Below are 26,160 nucleotides of genomic sequence, written 5' to 3'. Positions count from 1 at the left end.
ATTACTTCCATGAATGTGTGAAGTAAATATAACGAACCAGTTTTCACTGACATGCCAGCTTGCAGGAAAATATACTGCTTTTGTCAATAAAGGTCAGTGAAAGGTTATTTGATAAAGGCGATTTTCTATATTTGCAGCCTGAATATCACCAATTTTCAATAAACAATAAAATGACAGATTTTGTAGCTGAACTTAGATGGAGAGGCATGATCCACGACATTATGCCTGGCGCTGAAGACCAACTTAAAAAAGAAATTACTTCCGCCTATATCGGCTTCGACCCTACTGCAGATTCGCTACATATTGGAAACCTGGTCCAGATCATGACCTTAGTTCATTTTCAAAAGGCCGGTCACAAACCGTTTGCCCTGGTAGGCGGGGCCACCGGAATGGTTGGGGACCCCTCCGGAAAGTCAGCGGAGCGAAACCTGCTTTCAGAGGACATACTGAACCATAACCTCGCTTGTGTCAGGGCCCAACTGGAAAAATTTCTGGATTTCAATTGTGGTGACAACTCTGCAGAGGTAGTAAACAACTATGACTGGTTTAAAGAGTTCAAGTTTCTGGACTTTATTCGTGATGTAGGTAAGCACATTACTATTAATTATATGATGTCTAAAGACTCAGTAAAAAACAGGCTTGAAGGAGGTTTGTCTTTTACAGAGTTTAGCTATCAGCTGGTACAGGGTTATGATTTTTACTGGCTGTACTCTAATAAAAATTGTAAGCTACAGCTTGGTGGTTCTGATCAATGGGGAAATATCGTTACAGGTACCGAACTGATCAGAAGAAAAGCACAGGGAGAAGCCTACGCTATCACCACGCCTCTGATCAAAAAGGCAGACGGCACAAAGTTTGGAAAGACGGAAGAAGGGACGGTATGGCTTGACAGGGAAAAAACGTCTCCTTATAAATTCTATCAATACTGGATGAATGCGTCAGATGAGGATGCTGCAAATTTCATCAGGATATTTACGCTCTTTGATAAAGAGCAAATTGAAGCTATAGAAAAGGAGCACGCTGAGGCCCCTCACTTAAGAAAACTACAGCAGGCTCTGGCCAAAGATATAACAGTAAGGGTACACTCTGAGGAAGATTATGAAATGGCGGTGAAGGCTTCTGAAATATTATTTGGAAAGTCGACAACCGAAGATCTGGCCTCTTTGGATGAGCAAACTTTGCTATCGGTTTTCGAAGGAGTACCTCAAACTGAAATAAGCAAAGATACTTTGATGCAAACTTCAAACATTACCGATCTGCTTTCTGAAAATACGAGTGGCATAATATTCAAATCTAAAGGTGAAGCAAGAAAGATGATCCAAGGTGGTGGCGTAAGTATCAATAAAACTAAAGTAAATGATCCTAACGATGCGGTTGACTTTGAGCTATTGCAGGGCAAGTATCTTCTTGCCCAAAAAGGGAAAAAGAACTATTATCTGATCCATGTAGTATAAAATAATCAGAAGAAGTGGGCTTAGCACCCGCTTCTTCTTTTTTTCTTATAATATAGCTAAGGTAGCATTATCCACGTTCTCTCCATAGGTTTGTTTGTATTGTACTTTACGCTCTATGGCCTCAATCACTGCTTTACAAAAATCCACCCCATATTCATCGGACATCAGGTTTAATGTACCCGGACTAAAAACATTGACCTCCATAAGCTTATCCCCAACAATATCAATACCTATAAGAAACATACCATCCTGGATCAATTTAGGTCTTAAAACATCCGCCAGTTTGAGCATGGTTTCATCAACTTTAGCTTTTTCAGGGTGCCCTCCGGCATGAATATTACTTCTGATATCTCCATTGGCATTCACACGCCTTATGGCTGCATATTTTCCACCTACTTTTAGAGGTTCCCCATTCATTAGAAACATCCGCGTATCGCCATCCTTGGCTTTAGGTAAGTATTCTTGCGCTATGATATAACCGTCACGGTTAATAGCCTCTATGATCTGCTTGAGGTTTTTCTTTGTCTTTTCTTCAATAAGAAAAACATTTTTACCTCCGGACCCTTGAAGTGGCTTTAATATCATCTTATTCTTTTGCTCCTTAAAAAACTGCTCTATTTCCATTTGATCCCGGGTAATTATGGTTTTAGGCCTGATTATCTCAGGAAAATGCTGGAAATACATCTTGTTAATGGAGTTTGGTAACGTCACCGGGTGATTAAGTACCAGAACTCCATTTTTCATAGCTATTTGCCCGAATACATAAGGCGAGTTTTGAGCCCAGGTACGATCATTCTGGTCGTCAGAAGGGTCATTGCGTATAAATAATACGTCCAGGTCATCAGAAGTGATATTTATAGGCTCAGAGTCCCTGAGTACCTTTAAAAACACATCTGACGACTTATATTTTGTATCCTTTACGGTGTGAGCACTGGCACTCATACGACCATCGGTGGTATAAGCCAACTCTCCTGCCCCTATTAAATATATTTTATGGCCCATTCTATGGGCAGCTAAAGCAAGATGTACAGTAGTGTAAACCGCCTTTTCGGTTTTTATATCATTAATTATAAATGCTAGATTCATATTCGTTTTTCGTTATACTATCAGTTAGCAATTCAAGTGGAGTTAACCCTTTACAAACTTTGTTAACCCTTTCTTTTACACTTTTCTTTTCAAGCATTGGGGGCAGAAATGGTTCATTGAGCACATTTCTATGGACAAGCTCCTCTATCAGGTCTACATGTTTAAGGTCAAATTTTCCGATGTAAAGTGTTTTGAGCCTGCCTCCTTTTTTTAAAAACTCCATTAACTGCTCCAGGCCTCTCAGATACACCGAATCTTTGGTAAAACCCCCGCCCCTGAATATCCTCGTGGTGATATCAAAGGCTGTATGTTTAGTAAACTTTAGTTCTTCACGTAAATAGTTGAATGTTTCTATAAAACCTGAATCCTTAACCATCATATCGGCAGCTACCACCCTTGCTGCAAGCAATCTCAATCTCCCAGCTGTTAATCCACCTGCAAGGTATTCATTTAGTACGGCGAGACCTTCCTGTAACTGGTCATAGCCGTCAAGGCCTGCATACATCTGCTGAAGAGGCTGTCTTCTTCCATTACAATAAGTGAGAATATGAGTCCCTACTTCATGCTGTATAAGCGCCTGGGCTCTGAAAGCGTCTATTTCAAAAGCATCACTGACCAACAGATTGCTTTTAGAGACCATGAGTCCGGAAATATCATGCCTGATCTCTACTCCTATTTTCAACTCGGGAAATTGCCTGGCATAGATTTCCACTTCATCTCTGGCCAGCGCCGCAAACTCTTCACTATTCATCGGCACTTTTTCTCTGGTATCATCCGGAGATGTCTCTTTCAATATAGTTTGAGCCAGCTGCTTTGTGCTTTGCGGCACCTCTCCGAACAGACTTTGACTCAAATGCCTGAAGGCCTTCTTTTGACGTGCCTCAAGCATGGTAAGTTGTAATTCGAGTTCTTTACGCTTATTTCTAAGCAGCAAAGTCAGTGTCGGGTCGTCAATTTGCTCCAGCTTGATATCATACAGCTTCCTTTTTTCAAGCTCCGGGTCTAACGGAATAAGTCTGTAGTTGAATGAAGGAACTTTCTTAAACTTATCCTCTTGAAACTGTTCCCAGGCCGACGCGTCGTTTACCGGGGTAACTCTCATCAGAAAATTCATACGTTCACTAACCTCAGCAATTCTTCTGTCAGCAGAGCGTACCAATTTGGTCAACCTTGTCTTACCCAACATTAAATAATGGGTAAACTCGTTACTTGCCTGCACCCTTATAAATTCAAAAGCTGTTTTTTTTAGTACTCTTGAAATACGAGACCTTAGTTTTCTGTATAATAAGGCAAAATGCTCCTTATCCGCATCATGATAAATGGTTGGTATCTCTATACCGATCACGAGACCTCCTATCTCTTTAAACTGCTCTATACTAAGCAGAGGTGCAACCCCCTGAGGATGGCGCTCTTTTGTATCATGAACTTCAACTATTACCTGTGGATAATCAAAACGAATGCCCTCAAGACCCTCTTTTAAGGCGTTGGTAGTTGCCGGGGCCTTCTCTTTTGGTGATAGCACCTTAAATATTTCATGAATCCGATCCTGCCTGGGCCACATTTCAATGATCAAAACAGCCTTATACTGAGCGGATATGGAGCTTGCAACAGAACAAAGCAACTTACTAATATCAATATCACGCCTCACCAGAATATAGGCCGCCTGGGTTCTTAGCAGTCCAGCCAGATATTGATCTTTACCTTCCTCAGGATAGCGATAGACACAAAGGTAAGGCAGCAGCTGATCGATAACTATCTTGCCCTCATAAGGCAAATTTCTGTTTACACTTTTACCTCTTTTGAGAGATTTGCTTATTGATTTTATCAAAGACTGGTCAATCATGCCACAGGTAGTTTTATCTTAGAAGCAGATTCTTTAACCGGATTTACAGAGGCTATAAGCAGTTCCCTAATGTGTTGTATCTTTCGCACATCTGGCTCACCTGTCCATTCGTCCATAAAAAATTTCTTAAATTCTATAGCGACCGGACAAATGCGGTCACCATACTGCTGGTGGAGCCACTCACTAAAATATCCACCTGCAAATTTGATATTCTCCCGCACATCCAGGTACCGCCCTTCAAAATTAAAGTCTCTAAAGCATGAGATCAGTGTTTCGATGACGGGAGACCATCGCTCCTTATTTATATTGCCTGTACCTATATTAACTTCAGGGTTTTCTTCCGGACTGGCGTATTTATCCACCCCTTCCCTGCGATAGTTATACGAGTGTATATCATAAACAATGAGCCAGTCATGCTCAAGGAATAATTCGTCAAAGTACTCCTTCATTTGTTCATAGAATTCATCATACACGCGTAGAGAATTATCTACGATTTGGCGGGGCAGATCTTTGGCCCAAACCTGTAAGCCCCAGGCATCCGAAGGCCTGAGGTAAACAGCTTTTTCCCTGGGCCTGTTAATGTCTACTTCAAACCTTGAACTCTTCACTTTTATCGTGTTATCAGAGATATAGAGCCATTCTGTAGTGTATGGATCCTCTTCCCTGAGCCGTTCTGCTTCAGATAAATTAAGGTAAGGAAGCACTTCCGGCCTTATATCGTGACCATTGTGTATTGCACAAACTACAATGGGTGATTTTCCTTTTTGAATCTTTAGTTTAGCCATACTTTAAAAGGTGCAAATGGCACACCAAAGCAAAGTTGATCACAAAAAAAGCCTCACCGTATGGTGAAGCTTTCTAGTATTTGAGAGTCTGAAATAATTAGTTTCCCAGTTCGAAAAGTCTGTATCCCACCGACACCTGAAACACCTGATTTTTAGCCTCAGCGGATGAATCATCAGAATCGTTGATATCAGACAGGCCCAGATTATAGCGAGCATCAACAGTGAGGCCAAAAGGCAGGTCCCAACCTGCTCCCAAACCAAGACTAACCTCAGAACCTTTAAGTTGGTCTTTCACATCCTCTTCAATGCCTTCGTAAACCTGCTCCGCAGACGCCAAAAACCCAAATTGCGGACCTGCCTGTAGGTTGAGACCTCCAAGGAGATACAGTTTGGCAATAACCGGAATGTTGATGTACGAATAATTAGATTCCAGTTCGTTTCCATCGATATCCAGCTTAGCACCTTGCTTTGAGAATATTACCTCAGGTTGAATGGCAAGCTTTGTAAATTTAAACGTTGCAAAGGCACCTGCATGATACCCTGTCTTAGCATCGGTATCAAAATCAGAGTTAAAGTTAGCAAAGTTCAAACCTCCCTTTACTCCCAGCCTGAAAGCAGCCTGGGCATTAGAATCTGTAAAATGGCCAAATAGACAAATTGTGGTTAGTAGGAGTAGTTTTTTCATTTACATGAATTAATAGTTGATGAATATTATAACAAAAGCCCCAATTTCTTGAGGCTTTTAATTCAAACGAGTACGAATCTCTTTATGTTATGCCGAATTACATAAATTTCCAACCAACAAAAAGCTGAAAGGTTCTGTTTTTAACTTCAGTGCTAGTCGAAGAGTCGTCATTAATATCAGAAAGACCCAAGACATATCTTGCTCCACCTACAAAGCCCAGAGGCAACTCAACCTGACCACCTACGGCCAAGCTCAAATCCGAACCTTTAAGGCTGTCCTTAATATCCTCATCGTCCTGCTCTGCAGAAGTAAGGATACCAAACTGAGGACCGGCATGCAGGCTCAAAATCTCAATAGGTTGAAATCTCAGAAGAATAGGAATCTCCAGGTAAGTAAGGTCAGTCTCAAATGATCCTGCAGACCCTAAGTCAAATTCAGAACCTTTTGTAGAGTACAATATTTCAGGCTGCAGGCCCATCTTATCTGAAAACATCAGGGAAGCAAAAGCCCCAAAATGGAATCCTGTCTTTCCATCAGGAGAAACAGAAAAGCCATCTGCCTCGAAATCCTGATTGGCAAAGTTAACACCAGCCTTTACTCCAAAGCCAACACCCTGAGCGTGAAGACCTACAATAGAGATTATACTAAAAATTGCTAGTAATGTAATCTTTTTCATATTGCTGTTTTTGTTTTTGGTTTGTTGCAATATATAAAACAAACTGATATTTGGCTTATTTAATTTTAAGAATAATCTAAGGACCACCATTACTTAACCATATAAACTTAAAAGCTTTCTACACTATTACCTTTTTTCCAAAAAAAAAGATCTAAGTAGCAATCGGCATTATCCAGCATAATGCAAATCACCTGAAACTGCTGTTTTATCCATAAATATATAACCATGAACACATCCTATTTTAACATTTCAAAAATTATGGCAAGGATATTGTGTAGTAGATCAATGATCAAATGCTCTAAATCAAATTTCATTTGATTAATACTCTTTAAGTATTATTATTAAAGTTAAAATTAAACCAAATTTTATTTTTTATGAAAAAAATTCTATTCTCTATCGCGTTACTTTTTATCGGAGCGATTACCGTTAACGCACAAGATTACAAACCTTTTAAATTAGGTTTAGGCTTAGGATATGCATCACCAAGTGACGGTGGTGGAGGTATTCTTTTTGAAGTAGAGCCAGCTTACAGGCTTAGCGATGAAATTGCCATTGGTTTAAGGCTCGGTTCTGCCGCAATGGCCAGAGCCATAGGTGAAACAGAAGGTAGTGTTTCCGGAAACGCCTCTTATACGGTTAATACACAGTACTATTTAAGTAACGGAAAGTTTAGGCCCTATGTAGGAGCAGGAGTTGGTATCTTCTCTTTAGCTTCAGTTTCGTCATCAGTAACTGTTGGCAATTCTACTGCAACTGCAGCTGCCTCAAGCGAGTCTAAAATTGGTTTTTATCCAAGAGTTGGTTTTGATTTGGGACACTTCAACATCAATATCGACTATAATATTATTGGAGCAAGCTCTCCTGATGTTGTTGTAAGTGGTGGTTCTGGTACTTCCTCTGTAGAGGTCGATGACATCAAAAACAGCTATCTTGGCATCAGAATAGGAGGATTCTTCTTTGGTGGAAAGAACTAAGTTTTAAAGCTATAAAAATATTAAAGGTGTCCTTCAGGACACCTTTTTTTTGTTTTCAAGCAGAAACTGCGGACAACAATCGGTGGAGATAAATATTTCAAAAATACTCTCTTATTTCAAAAAGGTAAATCCAGCTGTTGCCTGTATCACCGAGTTTCTAACAGGATCACCATCATTTTCTTCAGCAATATCTGTAAGTCCATAATTGTAGCGAAGACTAAAGTTCAGCCCGTTTTCCAGTTCAACTCCTGCCCCTATTGCAACAGACAGATCTATTTGATTCAATTCATCAATGATATCCTCTTCACCAGATTCTGATTCAGAAAGTCCTGAACCGGTAAAGGTGTAGGTAAATTTATTTTTGGCACTTAATAAAACCCCTGCTTGAGGGCCACCTCCAATGTAAAACCTCTCGGTTGGACTGAACTTAAACAGAACCGGAATATTCAGGTAATTTAAGTTCACCTTGTCTTCATATGAATAAGTATACGTAAATCCAAAATCCTCTACTGTCTCTGAATATTCGGCCTTTGCTCCTTGCCCCGAAAAAATCAGCTCTGGTTGAATACTAAATCGATCCGTTATTAACAGCTCCAGATATCCTCCAAAATGAAAGCTTAGTCTGTTTTCAACTTCAAAATCGTCTTCGGAGGATGTCAGATCAGCCAGGTTGGCTCCGGCTTTTACACCAAGTTTAACTTGAGCATTAGTTATCGTAACAAATGCAATTACTGCCAAAACAGAAAATAGAGTTCTTTTCATAGTTGTTGATTGTTAAAATAAATACCATCGGCTGGTTCTATTTTCTAATAAAGCCATTAGTAAATTTTCCAGATTTATATACTTCGGAGACCAAGATTTAGTTAAAAAGTAAAACTCCGATAGGATAAAATAAAAATAGTTAAAAATTTTAATCGCAAAACAATGCAATTAACAAACCTATTTTCAATAATTCAAGCAAAGGAAAGTAAAATAGCAAAACGGAGGGAATTCCTGTTTTGAGAATACTTCTCCCAAAACAGGAATCTTAATAAATTTTATTATAAAAAGATTTGGAAACCAACACTTATCATCAAACCATTATCAAGGGTTTTAATTTCCGGATCAGCATCTTTGTTTTTAAGCGTATTGGAACCATAAGAAAGCATTGGTTCCAAAGAGACATGATCATTTAAAAATACCGCATACCCAGCACCAAGCCTCCAGTTGAATAAACCATACTTAACCTCACTTGTTCCATTATCGTCTACTTCACTTTTTGCAGATCCTACTGCGAAACTTCCTAAACCAAAAAAGTTGCTCTTGTGATAGTATTTTACAAAAGGCCCAAAACTCAATGACGTATTTCTGCTCTCATAGTCAGACTGGTCGGCTTTAAAGGTAGATGACGATACTCCCAATTCAAGACCCACGGCTAATCCATCCATAAAGAAGTACCCCACATTAGGGTTAAATGACGCATAAAAGCTGTTACCTCTGTCAACAGTAGTACTCCCTGTCTCTCGTTTATTATTTTCAAACTCCATGGAAACACTTCCTCCTGCCAAAATACTTCCCTGCTCTGTCTGAGCCTGTGCAAAGCTGACAACAGCCGCCACCATAATAACTGCAAGTAATGTTTTTTTCATTTTTAGTTGTTTGTTTTAGTTATGCTTCAAAATTATGTTGAATTCTTTGTTTGCTCAAGTATATTTTCGATCAACCGTGTTTTATCCCTTTAAAATTGATTCATCCACCAGGTTAGGTATAGTCACCTTTAACTGACCATTCCTCTCCATGGCCCGTTTTATTGCAAACATGGCTTCATCATTTCTGGCCCAACTTCTTCGGGCTATGCCATTATTAACGTCATAAAACAGCATATTCTCCAGTTTTCTTTGAGCGTCTTCTGTCCCGTCAAGCAGCATACCAAAGCCACCGTTGATCACCTCTCCCCAACCTACTCCACCACCATTGTGGATTGATACCCAGGTTGCTCCCCGGAAGGAGTCTCCAATAACATTGTGGATAGCCATATCAGCGGTAAACCTAGAGCCATCATAAATGTTGGATGTCTCTCTGTAGGGGCTGTCAGTCCCGGAAACATCATGATGGTCCCTGCCTAATACCACCTCTCCTATTTCTCCCTTCCTAATTGCATCATTAAAAGCAGTGGCTATCTTCGCTCTGCCTTCAGCATCTGCATACAGTATCCTCGCCTGGGAGCCTACAACCAACTTATTCTCGCCTGCAGCTTTGATCCATTTAATATTATCAGCCATTTGCTGTTGAATGCGCTCGGGGGAATTTTTCATAATTTCTTCCAACACATTAGCAGCAATTTCATCAGTTTTGGCTAAATCCCCGGGCTTACCACTGGTACAAACCCAGCGGAACGGTCCAAAGCCATAATCAAAACACATCGGCCCCATGATATCCTGCACATAAGAAGGATACCTGAAATCAATACCATTATCTGCCATTACATCTGCACCGGCCCTTGAAGCTTCCAGCAGAAATGCATTGCCATAATCAAAAAAGTATGTTCCCTTTGCTGTATGCCTGTTAATGGCTGCGGCCTGTCTTCTCAGCGATTCCTGAACATGGTCTTTGAATTTTACAGGTTCATTAGCCATCATCTGGTTGGCCTCTTCAAAGCCAAGTGTTACCGGGTAGTAGCCTCCTGCCCATGGATTATGCAAAGATGTCTGGTCGGACCCCAGGTCAATATGAATATTTTGTCTGTCAAATTCCTCCCATATATCAACTACATTGCCCTGGTAGGCTATGGAAACAACTTCTTTATTCTCTTTCGCTTGTTTAACCCTTTTTACCAGGCCTTCAATGTTATCTACAACTTCATCCACCCAGCCTTGAGAATGCCTGGTATGCGTGGCTTTTGGGTTTACCTCTGCCACTACAGAAATACAACCGGCAATATTACCAGCTTTGGGCTGAGCTCCGCTCATTCCTCCAAGCCCGGAAGTCACAAACACTTTTCCTGTCAGATCTTCACCACCCTTTGAGATTTTTCTACCAGCATTCAACACAGTAATGGTGGTGCCATGGACTATACCCTGCGGCCCTATATACATGTACGAACCGGCGGTCATTTGTCCATATTGAGTTACCCCAAGAGCGTTAAACTTCTCCCAATCATCCGGTTTTGAATAATTAGGGATCATCATTCCATTCGTCACCACTACTCTCGGAGCATCCTTTGAAGACGGGAAAAGCCCCATCGGATGACCGGAATACATGTGGAGTGTCTGCTCGTCGGTCATTATTGATAAATACTGCATAGTAAGCAGATATTGCGCCCAGTTTTGAAAAACTGCTCCGTTTCCTCCATACGTAATCAATTCATACGGGTGCTGCGCGACAGCCGGGTCAAGATTGTTCTGGATCATCATCATAATAGCCGCGGCTTGCTTAGACTGGTGAGGATACTCATTTATTGACCGGGCATACATTTCATAGTCAGGTCTGAAACGATACATGTATATCCTGCCAAATTTATCCAGCTCTTCCCTGAATTCATCAACCAGGATACTATGATGACGTGGCTCAAAATACCTCAAAGCATTTCGTAAGGCCAACTCCTTCTCATCCTTACTCAATATTTCCTTCCGCTTGGGTGCATGGTTCACCTCTTTATCATACTCTTTTTTTGCGGGCAATTCATCAGGTATGCCCTGAAGTATCAGCTCTTTAAAATTCATACTTTACAGGTTTCTGTTATTTTTTGTTCTTTTATCTGCTTTACGGCTTGTTCGTATCCTATCTTATAAATATCATCAACATTGGTCAGATCAAGCACTTTATAACTTTCAAGCCCCAAAGGTTCTATAAAAAAATCGCATTGGCTACTTCTGCTGTAGACATTACAGCCGATTGCCAGCAATAACGCTCTCTCCATAACCAAGCGAGCATTTTTAGGCTCAAAATTATGATCAATCGGATTGGAATGTGAGCCTATAATTACATCACAATTCTTTCTCAAAGGCTCGCAAGGCAGGTTATTCAATATACCTCCGTCAATATAAAGTTCTCCTTCAAATTCGATAGGATCAAATAATACGGGTATGCACGATGAAGCACATATGGCCCCAATGAGCTTACCCGTGCTAAAAAACTCAGTTAAACCGGTCCTTAGGTTGGTTGCTGCAACATGTAGAGGAATTTTCAGTGCTTCAAAGTTATTTTGAGGTATGTATTTCTCCAGGAATTTATGCATTACATCCATTTTGAGAATCCCCCTCCAACTCATGGCGGGTTGCAAGAACCGAAAGGCTTTGACCTCTTTAACAATATCAAGGATGTCATCAGTGGTATAACCATATGAGAAAAGAGCACCGACTATTGAGCCTGCACTGGTTCCTGATATCTCTGAAAAGTTAATACCAGCTTCCTGAAGAGCTTTTATAACCCCAAGGTGAGCAATTCCGCGTGCCCCGCCACCGGATAATACCAGTCCCACTTTCATCAAAGCACCTCCTTTAGAGAAAAGGTTTTGTCCAGCCTTACGCCTTTTTCAGTATGCTTTACGGTACAGCATTCATTTACAGGATCATGCTCCAGAAAAAGTATGTATTCATTATCTGCAGCTTCTTTGAGAAAAGCCTCCTTTTCTGATAATGTAAGTAATGGGCGTGTATCATAGCCCATTACATAGGGAAGCGGAATATGACCTGTGGAAGGAAGCAGGTCAGCCATAAAAACAATTACGCGATCCTTATAGCTGATCCTGGGGATCATTTGCTTATCAGTATGCCCGTCAGCGGTAATAATATCAAATTGAGAAAAAGGTGAACTGCCATCAAGGGGAACAAAATTCAAATGGCCGCTTTCCTGCATGGGCACAATATTTTCTTTCAAAAAGCTTGCCTTTTCCCGTGCATTAGGTTCTGTTGCCCACTGCCAGTGACTTTCATTGGACCAGTATTTAGCATTTTTGAACACCAGCTCTAACTTATCCTGCCCATTATACTTCACACCTCCACCGCAATGATCAAAATGTAGGTGTGTAAGAAACATATCAGTGATATCATCATGACTAAAACCTGCCTGGTTCAGGGATTTCTGAAGACTGGCATCTCCATGTAAATCATAATGACTAAAAAACTTATCACTCTGCTTATTGCCGATACCATTGTCTATCAATATGAGTTGATCACCATCCTCTATCAGTAAACATCGCATAGCCCAACTGCACATATTATTTTCATCAGCAGGGTTGGTTCTTGACCATAAAGATTTGGGTACAACGCCAAACATTGCACCACCGTCGAGTTTAAAATATCCTGTATTAATTACATGTAAATTCATAAATCTCTCTTCATTAATCTCTTTCCAATTACTATTGTATTATCCACACTACCTAATTTCAATCATTGATCAGGCACAATTATCCTTCTTTCGGCATGTACGAATAACAATTAAAAAGCCACAAGACAGGTCCTGTGGCTTAAATTTATAAAGATTTTTTTATGAGCTTACTCTTTTACTACACCCATTTGACAGAACTTATCTATCCTCTTCTCAATCCTTTCTTCTGGAGTCATGGCCTGGAGTTCTTTTGTATGCTCAAGTATAACCTTTTTCATCTCCTTAGACATCCCCTTAAGATCTGTGTGAGCACCACCAAGTGGCTCATTGATGATACCATCGATAAGTTTCAGGTCAAGCATATCATGGGATGTTACGCGCATGGCTTCAGCAGCCTGCTCTTTGTAATCCCAACTTCTCCAAAGGATGGTGGAACAGTTTTCCGGCGATATCACTGAGTACCAGGTATTCTCGAGCATAAGTACTTTATCACCTATAGCAATGCCCAACGCTCCTCCTGATGCTCCCTCACCAATTACAATACATATAACAGGCACTTTGAGCATAAACATCTCTTTAAGATTACGGGCTATAGCCTCCCCTTGTCCCCTTTCCTCAGCTTCAAGCCCGGGAAATGCACCCGGAGTATCTATTAATGTAATAATAGGTTTATTAAATTTTTCAGCCATCTTCATCAAACGAAGGGCTTTTCTATAACCCTCAGGGTTGGCCATCCCAAAGTTGCGTAGCTGTCTTTGCTTGGTATTACGCCCTTTTTGCTGACCGATAATCATGAAAGTCTGTTTACTTATAGTAGCAAAACCTCCTACTATGGCTTTATCATCCTTCACGGTTCTGTCTCCGTGAAGTTCAATAAAATCATCAGACATCTCATAGATATAGTCAAGCGTATAAGGACGCTCAGGATGTCTTGACAGTTGAACACGCTGCCAGCGTGTGAGGTTACTAAATGTTTCCTTTTTCAGATTTTTAATCTTAGTTTCCAGAGATTTTACAGCATCCTTGACATCCACATCGCTCTCCTGAGCGATCTTTTTCATGTCTTCCAACTTAGCTTCTAACTCTGCAATGGGTTTTTCGAAATCCAATAGCATGTCTGTTTAGTTAAGGGTACAAAATTAGAACTAATATTTACTTTTGGTAAGCATATGAGGTATTTTAAAAGGGCATCAAAAAAAATTAAATAAATTTAAGTCAGGTGTTGCATTTAAAAAAAGGTAAGTATACATTTGCATCACCTTAAACGAAAGGGCTTAAAAACACATTTAAAATGGTCTGGTAGTTCAGCTGGTTAGAATGCCTGCCTGTCACGCAGGAGGTCGCGGGTTCGAGTCCCGTCCAGACCGCACGACACAAGTCAAGCAACACTAAAACCGCTTAAAAATATTTTAAGCGGTTTTTTTTATGCCTATTATAACTCACCAATCAGCACCATGTGATAAGGTGTAAAAACCTGTCGAGTGAGTGAATCGGAAAAACAAGAACTCCCAACGTAAGGCTTACCCGTGAAACAGGACAAAACTACCCCATTGCTATTTCACCCTGATTTGCTTACTACTTTTGCCGATTGCTATTAACAACTTTCTGTCAAATACAGAAGCAAAAAGTTTGTGTCTCCCCAGAAATTCCACCTGATCCAAAAACTGCCCGGTAACCAGAAAACCAAAGGTATCTCAAGAAAAAGATTTCAACATAGAAGGGGAAAATGCTGCAAGTCAAAGCTTTTCAATCCATTCCACTGTTAATGGTTTTGAAATAAAGCCTTTTACAACGGGGTATAGTGTAGATTTATATTTGTCTTCAGGATCAATTGATGAAGTAAGCATAAACAGCCTGCAGTTGCTATTCAAAGCAAATGATGTATTTCGATAATCATCTAAAAATTCCCACCCGTCCATTTCAGGCATATTGATATCCAACAGTATGATCTCAGGTATAAATTCTGATGTTGGTATAATAGATTTAAGATACACCAATGCCTCCTTGGGATTGGTATAAGTAACTACACTATGACCTTTAATTTTAAATAATTCCTTATTGATCATATTCGCTATAGGATCATCATCTATAAGCAAGACATTTCTGTTCATTTAGTTATTTTTCCATTTTATTGAAACGGGGAAGACATACCTTAAAAACTGAGCCTTCGTGCACTTTGCTAGTTACCTCAACATACCCGCCAAGAGACTCGGTCATTGTCTTTACCATATTAAGCCCCACACCCCTGCCTGACATGGAATCATCGTTATGAAATCGTTTATAAAGTCCAAATATCTTATCTCCATATTTCTTCAGATCTATCCCTCTCCCGTTGTCCTGAACTGACAAACAAACAAATGATCCTTCATTACTGGTTTGTACATGAACAACAGGTTCGCGATCGGTATGTTTGTATATTATTGCATTAGATAGCAGATATAACATGATATTACGAATGTAGTTCTTCAGAGAGTCAATATGAGTAATATGAAAATTATCTGAAATAGTAGCGGAAGATAAATCAACATCAGCTGACAGTTGATTTACAGCCCATTTAAACTCTTCTTTAAATGATACGGGTTCAGTTTTGTCAGTTTCAACTTCTCTAACAGAAATAATTGAATTAATATCTCTCACCACCCTATCAAGACGTTGTGCCTCACCTGCCATTGCCTGAATACAGGTTTTATCAACTTCGGCACTTTGATTGATAATTTCGGCAAGCCCCAGGATATTGGCTAGAGGGGCCCTTAAATTGTGTGAAACAATGTAAGAGAACTGCCTGAGGTTCCTGTTTTTTTCCTGAAGATCATTAATAAGCCCCAGAATTTCCTGCTCTGCTTCTTTCTTTTCTGAAATGTCTCTGAAAAATATGGTTAAACCGTCATCCGAGGGATAAGCTTTTGCAGAAAACCATAATTGCAAGGAAGAATAATAACCCTCGGTCTCCAGCACTTCTTTGGTCTGCATGGCCTGCTCGAACATTTTATAGAAAGGGCTCTCCTCCAACTCGGGATGAACTGCGAGAAAAGTCTTGCCGATAGTTTTACTTCTTCCCAATGGGTGGATTTTTAAGGCTGCATCATTTAAAAATGTATACTCCCAGGATCTGTTCAGGGAAAATACCGCATCATTTATTCTATTTAAGGTAGTTTCCTTTTCGCGATACTCTGCCAAAGCTTTAGTTTCCGCTTCAAGTCTTTGAGTAATATCAATACCCATCCCTATAAGGTACTCCTGCCCTTCAATACGTACGCTGCATCCAGTAAAGTAATAGGCGATTTTTTTCCCGGTTTTAGTGAAAAAATAAGATTCAACATCATCCTTCCCTTTTACGAATACTGATTCAATTTTACCCCTCAAAAGCTCTTTATCCTTATCATCAAAAAAATCGAGGGGGTGCATCTGGCTCACTTCTTCGGAAGAATATTCTGATATTATTTCAAAATTTTCATTCCAGCGAATAAACCTGCCATGTCTGTCATATAAATAGAAAATACCCGGCAAACTATTAATGATAGAATCTGAAAGGTATTTCTCATGACTGATGGCCTGCTGAGTTTTAACTCTTTCTGTTACATCATAATAATTATAGACAATGGCACCTATATTCGAATCTTCCAGCAAATTGATATAGTAACCTTCTACCCATATATACCGGCCGCTTCTATGCTTAAACCTGTACTCAGAGCGCAATAATTTTCCAGGTGACCGAAGTACATTCTTAAAGATTCTCACAACATTATTCCGATCATCAGGATGTACCAGATCAAGCCAGTCTATTTCAAGTATTTGAGTAAGCGAATACCCGCTTACCCTAACTGTTGAAGGACTTTGGTACCTGACATTACCTTCACTATCCATTAATACAATAGCATTGGCACTGTTTTCAATTAGTGTCCTAAAGTACTTCTCACTGTTAGCCAGCCGTTCTTCAGCTGACTTTTGCTCGGTTACATCTCGGATGAATAAAGAAATCCCATTATCGGATGGATAAAAATGACTCTCCAACCATTTGTTTTTCTCCGCAAAAAAGTACTCAACACACTGATACTCCTGTAAAGACATTGCTCTTTCGAAAGTTTCGTACCACGAACTTTCTGTTAATTCGGGAAACCGGTCCAGTATATTCCTGCCTATTACCTGTTCGGAACTCAAGTCAAATATTTCTATGGCTCTCTGATTGATATAGGTACATAGCAGGTTTTCATCAAATGAAACAAAAGCGTCACTAACACGGTCCAGTGTAGTTTTTGAATTTTCCTGGGTTGTCAAAAGCTTTAAGGTTATCTCCTCTACAAGTTTTTTTAGCTTTGCCGGCTTCTCTACCCATTGATAGACAAATGAACCCACTAGAAATGAAAACAAAATACCCACGACAGAGAATGCAATAGCACTATAGTAGATCATTACATCAGGTGAACTGCTTACATAAAGTTTCCAGGCCCCGTCTGGCACCTCGATAAAAACAGAGGCCTCCTGAGCAGGATCAAATTCGTCTTTCAAAAAATACTCTTGCTCACCTGTTACCGGGTTAGCCTTGGATAACTGGTATTTAAAATTGTCATCGTGATTTCGAACTCCAAAGGCATCCAGCAGGGTAGATAGTTTAATTATGACAACAGAGAATCCAAAAAAATCACCGTCTATAAATATAGGAAGCCTTCCTATTACCCCTTTACCGCCCTGCCTGAGATTCAGGGGTCCGGCAAAGAAGAGCTCTCTCTTTTCAATTGCTTTTAGAGCTTCTTTACTTACCATTGAATCGTTAAGCACATCAAAGCCCAGGGCAGGTTCATTTCCTATTAACGGATATACATGAGTAATCACCCCTTTGCGGGTAAGTTGCAAGGCATCTATATATTTATGGGAATCAAGAATATCATCAGCTATGCTGTCAAAGTCTTCAGGAACACCATATTTTTCAACGAGAAACCCCAATATATGAGTAGCCGACATGCTGTATTTTAGCATGGCCTTTACCCGATCACTTAAAGAGTGAAGCTCATGCTGGACTTTTTTTGCCTCATGCTCTTTAACAATATGATACTGCTGATAAGCCAGAAACTGAGTAAGTAATAAGGTCAGTAAAAAAACACAAAGGCCAATTATAACGGATCTTTTCATTGATTAGCTTAGTATAAAGAACTTCCGACTGATTTGCCAGAACCCAGGATACGTATGGAAGATATCAAAATTAATGAGAGAATCCAACGCCTGAAAAAACGTCTGCCAGGAACATAAAATTCCCTGTTTGTATCCCATACAGATATAAGTGGGTGAATTTCCCCTTTACTCATACCGCTCAAATGACTAAACTTGCTATATAAGAAACAGTTATGTAAAAAAAATTACTTAAAGGTTACCTTAATGCATCTTATAGAATTACTATTACAACCTCTCCTCTTACTGTTTAATTAAATTATAAAATGATAATTTTCAAAACAGATCGGAATATGTCAGAAATGCTTCTATTATCATTCCCTTTTTCTAATGTTAATGATTTAGTAATCGATACGTCGATTCTCGCTGTTAACTTTGTATGTAATAAACAATGAAACATTTACAGGCAATTAAACCATATGGTACAGAGTGTGTTACTATTTAAATTCAAATGATGGAGAACTAAAAACCGAAAGCAAAAAACATTAGTACATTTTACATGTTATGACTTACATCATTGAGTATGGAATAAATTATCTGTAAATATCTATTGATGAATACATGTGGGACATTGTGGAACGAAAAAGTAAAAAAACCATTATAAACGTGCATATGTAACTTATTTGGCAGATATAACTACACGATAATCAGGTAAATAAGAATTGTTTAAAAATAAATTTGAATTGTAAAATAAAATTAAACTACTTTTGTCTTTCGAAAAGTCCATAATTTTTACTATAATTGATGTTCTCAGTTTTTGAAATAGATGGTTGGCTTGATAATTTCAAAGGTTGAATCCACCAGGATAGACAATCTCGTGTACGGCTGGCGTCTTAATGTAAGTTTAAGAAAATCGCAATGAAGAAAAAGATATTAGTAATTGACGACGATGAGGCAATGAGATGGCTCATTAAGAAGATGCTTGAGAAAGACTATATTGTTGATGTATTCAGTAATGTGGCAAATGCACTGAAACATATGAATCAATTTGGTCATCCGGATGTTATTGTAACTGATATCCATTTACCGGTAATAGATGGAAAAGACTTTCTGACTAATCTCAAAACCAACGGACTTTATGCCGGGATCCCGGTAGTTGTTATCTCATCTTTCAGAGATGAGAAGACAAAAAGCTATTGTTTGGAGGCAGGCGCTGATGAATACATAGTAAAACCTTTTAATCCCGAAAAACTTATTGAAAGGCTCGACAACCTTATAACCAATAAACGAAAGGAGAACTCTCTAATCAATTAAGATATGAAAGAAAGTTATGTTTTGGATTTTCAATCTCTCAAGCATGATAGCTCTTTAATGGGGGAAACTGCCAAAGTAGAGCATAAAAAGAAGGGAAACGTGTTTTTCATTGGAGAATACGGGGATTTGTGCCTGGACCTTAAGCTTGAAAATTATGATGTACATAACGTTAAAGATATTAACGAGGGTGTTAAGATCTTACTTCATAATGCAAATTCGTCGGCAGAACAACTTCCGGATGTAATTATCATAAGCAAGAAAATTACAGCTGATTCCGTAGAGACCATAAAATCTCTAAAGAAAAGGAAAAGTCTCATAGAGATTCCTGTAATTATCATTGCGGAAAAATTTGATGAAGAAGAGCGTGACCTGGCTATCAAAGTTGGGGCTGAAGACTACTATACAGATAACATTAGTGCCAAATACCTTTCTCTACGTATTGAGTTTCTTACAAGGCTTAAAACTTTATCTAACTCTCATGAAGAGGAAGTTGGTATAAAACCTAAGCCATCCCTTCACAACGGAGATTCATTTAAAATGTGGTCGCTTAAGCGTGCTTTTGATATTGCAGTATCAGCAACATTACTTCTTATCATCAGCCCGGTATTACTGATTGTTGCCATTGCTATAAAGCTTGACTCCAAAGGCCCTGTATTTTACATATCAAAAAGGGCTGGCAAGGGTTACCAGATTTTCAATTTCTACAAATTCAGGTCAATGCGACAGGACGCTGACCAGATAGTCAACGACCTCAAACACCTCAATCAGTATAATAACGGTGATGACGCCCTGTTTTTCAAAGTTAAAAACGATCCAAGAATTACGCGCCTGGGTGCTTTCTTAAGAAAAACAAGTCTTGATGAGTTACCTCAGCTTTTCAATGTATTAAAAGGCGATATGTCACTTGTTGGTAACAGGCCCTTACCGCTCTATGAAGCTGAAAAGTTAACGCAGGATCAATGGGCACTCAGATTCCTTGCTCCTGCAGGCATCACAGGTTTGTGGCAGATCACTAAAAGAGGGAAAGAAGAAATGTCTGAAGCTGAAAGAGTTGCATTAGATATGGAATATGCTCAGAAAAACTCTTTTTGGTACGACCTGAAAATTATGCTAAAAACGCCTACTGCGCTTCTTCAAACTGAAGACGTATAATAGTGTTTTAAAACTAAACCTGACTTAAATCTTGAATATACTCTTTATTATTATTGAGATAGTTTTACTATCCTATTTCGCCTATGTAGCCCTGTATACTCTTGTTTTTTCCATTGCAGGCCTTTTCTATAAAACACCACCCCTGGTTGATGTAACCCGAAAAAATAAGTTTGCTGTACTTATACCTGCTTATAAGGAAGATGGGGTGATCGTGCATGTTGCGCAGGAAGCGCTCAACCAAACATATCCACGCGATCGTTATGAGGTGATAGTCATAGCAGATTCCCTTCAACCTGAGACAATAAATCAGCTAAAGACATTGCCAATTAATACCTGTGAAGTGTCCTTTGAAAAAAGCACCAAAGTTAAGGCTATGAATGAAGCTATGAGACGAATTGGTGATGATTATGACTATGTAGTAATTCTGGATGCTGACAATATTATGGAACCAAACTTCCTTGAAACCATGAACAATCTTCATGAGCAAGGTTTTTTGGCTATACAAGGCCGTAGAGCGGCTAAGAATGAAAATAACTCCCTCTCCTACCTTGACGGGCTCAGTGAAGAAATAAATAACCACATCTATGGCCGTGGTGGTACCGCCCTTCACCTCTCTGCTGCCCTTAAAGGCTCAGGAATGTCCTTTAGCTATGGCATATTGAAGGACATGCTTAAAAACATGGCCTCTATAGGCGGTTTTGACAGAGAGCTGGAATTGCGATTGGTTAATGAGGGGGTAAATGTAAAATATGCATCGAATGCCATAATCTATGATGAAAAGGTGGAGAAATCCAATGTATTCGAGAATCAACGCAAAAGATGGATATCAAGTCAGTACTTCTATTTAAGGCGATATTTTTTATCAGGGGTTTTAAACCTTTTTAAAGGAAGGTTAACGTACTTTAACAGCACAGTGCTCAGAAACATTCAGCTACCTCGCCTCATCAACCTCGGTCTGATTTCAGCAGTAACATTTATATTGTTTTTCCTTCAACGCTTTATAACCTTTCCTTTCGAGTTATGGTTTATGACATGGGCCTCTACTGTTCTGGGGATTATGTTTGCTATTCCCAAAACTTACTATGGACCCAGACTAATAAAGTCTGTATTCAGGCTCCCTGGTATATTCTGGAAGATGTTTCTGTTGCTTTTCAAGCTTAAAGGTGCAAACAAAAAATTTATTCATACACCCCATAGTTCACCAACTCAAAAATGAACCCCATAACCGAACCGCTGGTTTCTATAGTTAGCATCAATTATAACAGCACCGTTCAAACCAAAGAGTTGTTAGAATCTCTGAGGAAAGTTGACTATAAAAACCTTGAGATAATCATTGTTGACAATGGTTCTGCTAACCGTGATATTGAAACTATTGTTGATGAGTTCCCTGAGGCTAACTTTATCATGAATCCTGATAATCTGGGATTTGCCGGAGGTAATAACGTTGCGATAAAAGAAGCCAGAGGTGAATATGTCTTTTTTGTAAACAATGATGCAGAACTAACTCCCGATTGTATACAACCCCTGCTGGAAACCTTTAGACAGTTTAATGACGCTGGAGCAGTAAGCCCGAAGTTTCATTACTTTAGCAAGCCGGGGGTAATAGAATATGCAGGATATTCACCTATAAGTGCCATTACCGGAAGGAACGACACCATAGGTGCCAATGAAAAGGATCAGGGTCAGTATGATCAGGTATCAGTAACGCATTATACTCATGGAGGTGGTATGATGGTACCCAAAAAAGTAATAGATGAAGTGGGTCCGATGCCAGAGGAGTATTTTCTTTACTACGAAGAGTTTGACTGGTGCGAGATGATGAAAAAGGCCGGTTACAAAATCTACTATCAACCCAAAGCACTTGTATGCCATAAAGTATCAGCATCTATAGGACAGGACAGTACCCTGAAAACTTACTACCTCACAAGAAATCGCATCTTGTTTATGCGTAGAAATAAAAATAGCATCTCCTATGCTATTTTTCTTACATTTCTAATGTTCTTTACAATACCAAAAAACGTATTAAGCTTTATAAGCAAGGGTAAATACCAGCATCTATCAGTCTTTTGGAAAGCGATAACCTGGAATTTCGGAGTAAAAAAAGTACCACAATTTTAATAGCAACTTATGTGCGGCATAGCTGGATTTATAGATTTTAATAAACGATCATCTGAAGAGACATTAAGAGCCATGACTGATGAATTGATCCATCGTGGCCCTGATGACAGCGGTGTTTTTTTTGAAGACAACGCCCATGCCCAGATCGGCCTTGGTCACCGAAGACTTTCCATTCTTGATCTTAGTGCACTGGGCCACCAGCCAATGCAATTTCAGCAATATACAGTGGTTTTTAATGGTGAAATCTATAATTTCAAAGAGATAACAGAACTCCTCACCCAAAAAGGATACAAGTTCAAATCACATTCTGATACCGAAGTACTTCTTAAAGCCTTTGACTGCTGGGGTACGAAAGCTGTGGATCATTTCATCGGCATGTTTGCCTTTGTTTTATATGATAAAAACAATGAAGAAATCTTGTTATTTAGAGATAGAGCCGGGGTAAAGCCATTATATTATTATTACAAAGACGGATGCCTGCTCTTTGCTTCAGAATTAAAGAGTTTTCATAAACATAACTCTTTTAAAAAAGAGATCGACCATGATAATCTGGCCCTCTTTCTTCAATATAACTATTTGCCTGCACCCTATTCCATATTCAAATATACTTTTAAGCTGGAGCCCGGCCATTTCCTGCGACTGGATTTAAAAAACAAAGATTTACAACAGCATAAATACTGGGATGTAGTGGATCACTATAACAGGCCTAAACTTGATATATCATACGATGAAGCCGTTGAAGAAACCGAAAAGCTGCTCATGAGCGCTTTTTCTTACCGAATGGTTTCTGATGTTCCGGTAGGGCTATTTTTGAGTGGTGGTTATGACAGCACCGCGGTTACTGCGCTGCTTCAGTCTCAAAGCACTGAAAGAATAAAGACCTTCACCATTGGCTACGAAGAACAAGCCTTTAATGAAGCCCCTGAAGCCAAAAAAGTGGCCGATTACCTGGGGACTGACCACACTGAAAAATATTGCACTGCTAAGGATACGGCTGACATTCTACACAAGCTCCCGCAAATTTATGATGAGCCTTTTGCAGATAATTCTGTAGTGCCTACCTTCCTTGTCAGTCAGCTGGCTCGTACAAAGGTAAAGGTAGCTCTTTCCGGTGATGCAGGTGATGAGATTTTTGCCGGTTATGATAAATTCAACCGCGCCGTTAACTTCACCAAGCTACCTGGAATGGCACAAAGTCTCATGAGTGGTGCCATGGGTTTAATATCCCCGGAAAACATCCCGGTTCTCAATAAGAAATATAACTTTTCTACAAGATATGAAAAGATGAGAGAGATTTGGAAATACAAATCTCCGTCTCATGCCATGAAAGTAATCTCCCAATTCATCACTGAACAAGAGGCAAGAAAATATCTTTCTAAGGATTTTCAGAACAAAAAGACATATTTCGACATTGAATCGGAACTCAATGATGGTAATGATCCACTCAATAAATTATTAGCCATTGACTATAAGACATTCCTTCTGGACAATAACCTTACAAAGGTAGACAGGGCTACTATGGCTGTTGGCCTTGAAGGCCGTGAACCAATTCTTGACCATAGAATTGTTGAATTCGTAAGCCAGTTACCTTCCTCCTATAAGATAAAAGATGGCGTAAACAAGAGTATATTGAAAACAATAGTGCACAAATATGTACCGGAAGCCATCATGGATCGTCCAAAAAAACCCTTTCTGGCACCACTAACCGTTTGGTTTAAAGATGAGCTAAAAGACTATTACCTTGAGTATTTGGATGAGACCCGATTAAAAAATGATGGTATTTTCACTAAAAGTGTAATAGAACTTAGAAATGCTTATCTTTCAGGAAAAGAAATTAACCATCAGAAGCTGTGGAATATATTGATTTTCCAACTGTGGAAAGAAAAATGGATGTAATAAAAAATAAATGCCTGGCGATTATATGTTTAGCCGGGTGTTTACTTTTTTACTCTAACTTATATGCGCAAAATTTAACACCGAGACAATCTACTACTCCGTCAAATATTAGATTTTGGGAGTACTTACCCGCAGGCTACCAGCACCAGGGAAAAAAAAGCCCTGCGATATTCTTCCTTCATGGCAAAGGCGAACGAGGAGACGGCTCGGACTCATCCATGCAAATAATGCTGAAGCATGGTCCGCTGAAACAAATTCAGGATAATGATTTCGGGACTTTTAAATCCCAGGGAAAAAATTATTCATTTATAGTCCTCGCCCCTCAGTTGGATCAGCCTAATACTTTCTGGGAACCGGAATACGTCGATGAGTTTATCAGCTACGCGTTATCAGAGTATAATATTGATCCTGAAAGGATCTACCTGACAGGTCTGAGTATGGGTGGCAATGGTACATGGAACTATGCCTATAGTAACTATAATGCAGAGAATAAATTTGCTGCAATTGCCCCTATAGCCGGATGGGGAAGTACTAATAAAGCTTGTATAGTTAAAGAAAGAAATATTCCTGTATGGGTATTTCATGGCGAGGATGACAAAACAGTACCCTTCGTTAGGGGAAAGGCTATGTTTAACGCCATTGACTCCTGTAAAAATGGTTTTGAAAAGGATTATAAGTTTACAGCCTATAAAAATACCGGGCATAATTCCTGGCAAAAAGCTTATGATTTAAGTCATAAGTGGAATAACCCCAACATCTACGAATGGTTTTTATCCCACAAACTCAACAAAGATCAATCCTCCGTTCTCTCCAAAAGCCTTGGACTTAAAAGTAATGTTATTGCATCTTCTGCAAATGAGCACAATGCGAAACTTGATATAGTATGCCCCCTACCCCGCTCTCTTAATGAAGTATCCGGATTGATCAGAGACAGTAATGGTGTGTTATGGGCACATAATGACAGCTATAACGGCCCTTACATCATGCAGTTAGATACCAGCGGGACTGTAACCCGGTTTAAAAAAGTAATTTTTTCATCCAACTTTGATTGGGAAGACCTCGCCGTTGATCATGAGGACAATATTTACATTGGAGACATTGGTAATAATGAGAATAACAGGAAGAAACTCTACATCTATAAGCTATCAGCCAAGGATACTGCCGAACGCATAAAAGCAGAAACCATAAGCTTTACCTATCCTGATCAGAAAGATTTTCCCCCGTCAACAAGAGAAATGAATTACGACTCTGAGGCCATCGTATATTATCAGAATGCTCTCTATACATTTTCAAAAAACCGTACAAGTCCGTTCACAGGTATAGTCAGAGTATATAAAGTACCTGCAACTCCGGGTGATTACGAAGCAGAACTAGTGGACAGTTTAAAGTTAGAATCAGGCCCTATGCATGACAACTGGATAACCGGTGCCGATATTAGCCCTGACGGACAAACAATTGCCCTTCTTTCACACAGGAAAATATGGTTGATTAATTGTTTTGACGGGAAAAAGTTTTCGCAGGGTAAAATCACTAAAATAGTCCTCGACAGCTTTACGCAGAAAGAAGCTATTACATTTATGGATGACCAGACGCTGTACATCGCTGACGAAAAGTTTAAGGACATGCTTGGAGGCTATCTGTACAAGGTTAACATTAGTACTTGGTTATCAAATGATTGCAATTAAATTTACTCATACCAGACAGGAAGAATTCAATTTTAAATCAATTACTTAATAAATTAATTTGTTTTTTTGTACCTTGTATTGA

At 39.3% G+C, this 26,160-nt stretch carries 21 protein-coding genes and 1 tRNA gene; 9 read left to right on the top strand and 13 right to left on the bottom strand.

Features of this window, described 5'->3' with window-relative positions; translation table 11 throughout:
• Positions 1–170: 170 nt before the first annotated feature.
• A complete protein-coding gene (gene tyrS / locus LVD17_RS22145) occupies positions 171–1,454 on the top strand; it encodes a tyrosine--tRNA ligase (protein WP_233761403.1) in 1,284 nt (427 codons plus the stop codon).
• 45 nt (positions 1,455–1,499) lie between these two features.
• Here the strand turns inward: tyrS and LVD17_RS22140 are convergent, their stop codons facing one another.
• From LVD17_RS22140 to LVD17_RS22120, 5 genes are all read right to left on the bottom strand, one after another.
• Positions 1,500–2,540, bottom strand: a complete 1,041-nt coding sequence (locus tag LVD17_RS22140) for a glutathione synthetase (RefSeq protein WP_233761401.1) — start codon at positions 2,538–2,540, stop codon at positions 1,500–1,502.
• Positions 2,518–4,383, bottom strand: coding sequence for a peptidase MATCAP family protein (locus tag LVD17_RS22135; protein ID WP_233761399.1), 1,866 nt, complete (start codon positions 4,381–4,383; stop codon positions 2,518–2,520). The genes LVD17_RS22140 and LVD17_RS22135 overlap by 23 nt, the downstream gene beginning before the upstream one ends.
• Complete coding sequence (locus tag LVD17_RS22130; protein WP_233761397.1) at positions 4,380–5,168, bottom strand: N-formylglutamate amidohydrolase; 789 nt, start codon at positions 5,166–5,168, stop codon at positions 4,380–4,382. Before LVD17_RS22130 ends, LVD17_RS22135 begins: the two co-directional genes overlap by 4 nt.
• A 97-nt stretch (positions 5,169–5,265) precedes the next feature.
• Entirely contained in the window at positions 5,266–5,853 is a 588-nt protein-coding gene (locus LVD17_RS22125; protein ID WP_233761395.1) for a porin family protein, read from the bottom strand.
• 97 nt (positions 5,854–5,950) lie between these two features.
• Positions 5,951–6,529: a porin family protein gene (locus LVD17_RS22120; RefSeq protein WP_233761393.1), complete on the bottom strand. Its 579-nt coding sequence runs from the start codon at positions 6,527–6,529 to the stop codon at positions 5,951–5,953.
• Positions 6,530–6,903: 374 nt separating this feature from the next.
• On the opposite strand from LVD17_RS22120, the gene LVD17_RS22115 reads away from it, so the two are divergent.
• Entirely contained in the window at positions 6,904–7,503 is a 600-nt protein-coding gene (locus LVD17_RS22115) for an outer membrane beta-barrel protein (protein WP_233761391.1), read from the top strand.
• Positions 7,504–7,614: 111 nt separating this feature from the next.
• Here LVD17_RS22115 and LVD17_RS22110 read toward each other — a convergent pair whose 3' ends face one another.
• The 6 genes from LVD17_RS22110 to LVD17_RS22085 form a co-directional block, all read right to left on the bottom strand.
• Entirely contained in the window at positions 7,615–8,265 is a 651-nt protein-coding gene (locus tag LVD17_RS22110; protein WP_233761389.1) for a porin family protein, read from the bottom strand.
• Positions 8,266–8,543: 278 nt separating this feature from the next.
• Positions 8,544–9,131, bottom strand: a complete 588-nt coding sequence (locus tag LVD17_RS22105) for an outer membrane beta-barrel protein (protein ID WP_233761387.1) — start codon at positions 9,129–9,131, stop codon at positions 8,544–8,546.
• Between the two features lie 81 nt (positions 9,132–9,212).
• The gene (gene hutU / locus LVD17_RS22100) at positions 9,213–11,204 is read right to left on the bottom strand and encodes a urocanate hydratase (protein WP_233761385.1); all 1,992 of its coding nucleotides are present in this window, start codon (positions 11,202–11,204) and stop codon (positions 9,213–9,215) included.
• Entirely contained in the window at positions 11,201–11,968 is a 768-nt protein-coding gene (locus LVD17_RS22095; RefSeq protein WP_233767981.1) for a patatin-like phospholipase family protein, read from the bottom strand. Before LVD17_RS22095 ends, hutU begins: the two co-directional genes overlap by 4 nt.
• Positions 11,968–12,810 (bottom strand): MBL fold metallo-hydrolase, encoded by an 843-nt coding sequence (locus tag LVD17_RS22090; RefSeq protein WP_233761384.1) that lies wholly within the window; start codon positions 12,808–12,810, stop codon positions 11,968–11,970. Before LVD17_RS22090 ends, LVD17_RS22095 begins: the two co-directional genes overlap by 1 nt.
• A gap of 167 nt (positions 12,811–12,977) precedes the next feature.
• Complete coding sequence (locus tag LVD17_RS22085) at positions 12,978–13,925, bottom strand: acetyl-CoA carboxylase carboxyltransferase subunit alpha (protein ID WP_233761382.1); 948 nt, start codon at positions 13,923–13,925, stop codon at positions 12,978–12,980.
• A gap of 178 nt (positions 13,926–14,103) precedes the next feature.
• Between LVD17_RS22085 and LVD17_RS22080 the strand changes: the two genes are divergently transcribed.
• Positions 14,104–14,177 (top strand) — tRNA-Asp (locus tag LVD17_RS22080).
• 369 nt (positions 14,178–14,546) lie between these two features.
• Here LVD17_RS22080 and LVD17_RS22075 read toward each other — a convergent pair.
• Both LVD17_RS22075 and LVD17_RS22070 read right to left on the bottom strand, forming a co-directional pair.
• Entirely contained in the window at positions 14,547–14,921 is a 375-nt protein-coding gene (locus LVD17_RS22075; protein WP_233761380.1) for a response regulator, read from the bottom strand.
• A gap of 4 nt (positions 14,922–14,925) precedes the next feature.
• Complete coding sequence (locus LVD17_RS22070) at positions 14,926–17,937, bottom strand: PAS domain S-box protein (RefSeq protein WP_233761378.1); 3,012 nt, start codon at positions 17,935–17,937, stop codon at positions 14,926–14,928.
• An 894-nt stretch (positions 17,938–18,831) separates the two neighbouring features.
• Here LVD17_RS22070 and LVD17_RS22065 point away from each other — a divergent pair.
• Genes LVD17_RS22065 through LVD17_RS22040 form a run of 6 tightly spaced genes read left to right on the top strand, consistent with a single transcriptional unit; the run spans position 18,832 to position 26,078 of the window.
• Positions 18,832–19,227, top strand: a complete 396-nt coding sequence (locus tag LVD17_RS22065) for a response regulator (protein ID WP_233761376.1) — start codon at positions 18,832–18,834, stop codon at positions 19,225–19,227.
• A gap of 3 nt (positions 19,228–19,230) precedes the next feature.
• On the top strand, positions 19,231–20,379 hold the full coding sequence (locus LVD17_RS22060) for a sugar transferase (protein ID WP_233761374.1): 1,149 nt from the start codon (positions 19,231–19,233) through the stop codon (positions 20,377–20,379).
• A 31-nt stretch (positions 20,380–20,410) separates the two neighbouring features.
• Positions 20,411–21,595 (top strand): glycosyltransferase family 2 protein, encoded by a 1,185-nt coding sequence (locus tag LVD17_RS22055; protein ID WP_233761372.1) that lies wholly within the window; start codon positions 20,411–20,413, stop codon positions 21,593–21,595.
• The gene (locus LVD17_RS22050; protein WP_233761370.1) at positions 21,592–22,497 is read left to right on the top strand and encodes a glycosyltransferase family 2 protein; all 906 of its coding nucleotides are present in this window, start codon (positions 21,592–21,594) and stop codon (positions 22,495–22,497) included. Before LVD17_RS22055 ends, LVD17_RS22050 begins: the two co-directional genes overlap by 4 nt.
• Before the next feature lie 9 nt (positions 22,498–22,506).
• Complete coding sequence (gene asnB, locus LVD17_RS22045) at positions 22,507–24,393, top strand: asparagine synthase (glutamine-hydrolyzing) (protein WP_233761368.1); 1,887 nt, start codon at positions 22,507–22,509, stop codon at positions 24,391–24,393.
• Entirely contained in the window at positions 24,348–26,078 is a 1,731-nt protein-coding gene (locus LVD17_RS22040; RefSeq protein ID WP_233761366.1) for a hypothetical protein, read from the top strand. Before asnB ends, LVD17_RS22040 begins: the two co-directional genes overlap by 46 nt.
• Positions 26,079–26,160 lie beyond the last annotated feature (82 nt).

Origin of the sequence: Fulvivirga ulvae (assembly GCF_021389975.1) — a bacterium.
Classification (GTDB): Bacteria; Bacteroidota; Bacteroidia; order Cytophagales; family Cyclobacteriaceae; genus Fulvivirga; species Fulvivirga ulvae.
The sequence above is the reverse complement of the archived record's forward strand: the minus strand, read 5'-3'. Positions and strand labels throughout refer to the sequence as shown.

Excerpts from the sequence above, each read along its gene's own strand:
- tyrS (WP_233761403.1), top strand. The coding sequence starts at position 171 with ATGACAGATTTTGTAGCTGAACTTAGATGGAGAGGCATGATCCACGAC.
- LVD17_RS22140 (WP_233761401.1), bottom strand. The coding sequence starts at position 2,540 with ATGAATCTAGCATTTATAATTAATGATATAAAAACCGAAAAGGCGGTT.
- LVD17_RS22135 (WP_233761399.1), bottom strand. The coding sequence starts at position 4,383 with ATGATTGACCAGTCTTTGATAAAATCAATAAGCAAATCTCTCAAAAGA.
- LVD17_RS22130 (WP_233761397.1), bottom strand. The coding sequence starts at position 5,168 with ATGGCTAAACTAAAGATTCAAAAAGGAAAATCACCCATTGTAGTTTGT.
- LVD17_RS22125 (WP_233761395.1), bottom strand. The coding sequence starts at position 5,853 with ATGAAAAAACTACTCCTACTAACCACAATTTGTCTATTTGGCCATTTT.
- LVD17_RS22120 (WP_233761393.1), bottom strand. The coding sequence starts at position 6,529 with ATGAAAAAGATTACATTACTAGCAATTTTTAGTATAATCTCTATTGTA.
- LVD17_RS22115 (WP_233761391.1), top strand. The coding sequence starts at position 6,904 with ATGAAAAAAATTCTATTCTCTATCGCGTTACTTTTTATCGGAGCGATT.
- LVD17_RS22110 (WP_233761389.1), bottom strand. The coding sequence starts at position 8,265 with ATGAAAAGAACTCTATTTTCTGTTTTGGCAGTAATTGCATTTGTTACG.
- LVD17_RS22105 (WP_233761387.1), bottom strand. The coding sequence starts at position 9,131 with ATGAAAAAAACATTACTTGCAGTTATTATGGTGGCGGCTGTTGTCAGC.
- hutU (WP_233761385.1), bottom strand. The coding sequence starts at position 11,204 with ATGAATTTTAAAGAGCTGATACTTCAGGGCATACCTGATGAATTGCCC.
- LVD17_RS22095 (WP_233767981.1), bottom strand. The coding sequence starts at position 11,968 with ATGAAAGTGGGACTGGTATTATCCGGTGGCGGGGCACGCGGAATTGCT.
- LVD17_RS22090 (WP_233761384.1), bottom strand. The coding sequence starts at position 12,810 with ATGAATTTACATGTAATTAATACAGGATATTTTAAACTCGACGGTGGT.
- LVD17_RS22085 (WP_233761382.1), bottom strand. The coding sequence starts at position 13,925 with ATGCTATTGGATTTCGAAAAACCCATTGCAGAGTTAGAAGCTAAGTTG.
- LVD17_RS22075 (WP_233761380.1), bottom strand. The coding sequence starts at position 14,921 with ATGAACAGAAATGTCTTGCTTATAGATGATGATCCTATAGCGAATATG.
- LVD17_RS22070 (WP_233761378.1), bottom strand. The coding sequence starts at position 17,937 with ATGAAAAGATCCGTTATAATTGGCCTTTGTGTTTTTTTACTGACCTTA.
- LVD17_RS22065 (WP_233761376.1), top strand. The coding sequence starts at position 18,832 with ATGAAGAAAAAGATATTAGTAATTGACGACGATGAGGCAATGAGATGG.
- LVD17_RS22060 (WP_233761374.1), top strand. The coding sequence starts at position 19,231 with ATGAAAGAAAGTTATGTTTTGGATTTTCAATCTCTCAAGCATGATAGC.
- LVD17_RS22050 (WP_233761370.1), top strand. The coding sequence starts at position 21,592 with ATGAACCCCATAACCGAACCGCTGGTTTCTATAGTTAGCATCAATTAT.
- asnB (WP_233761368.1), top strand. The coding sequence starts at position 22,507 with ATGTGCGGCATAGCTGGATTTATAGATTTTAATAAACGATCATCTGAA.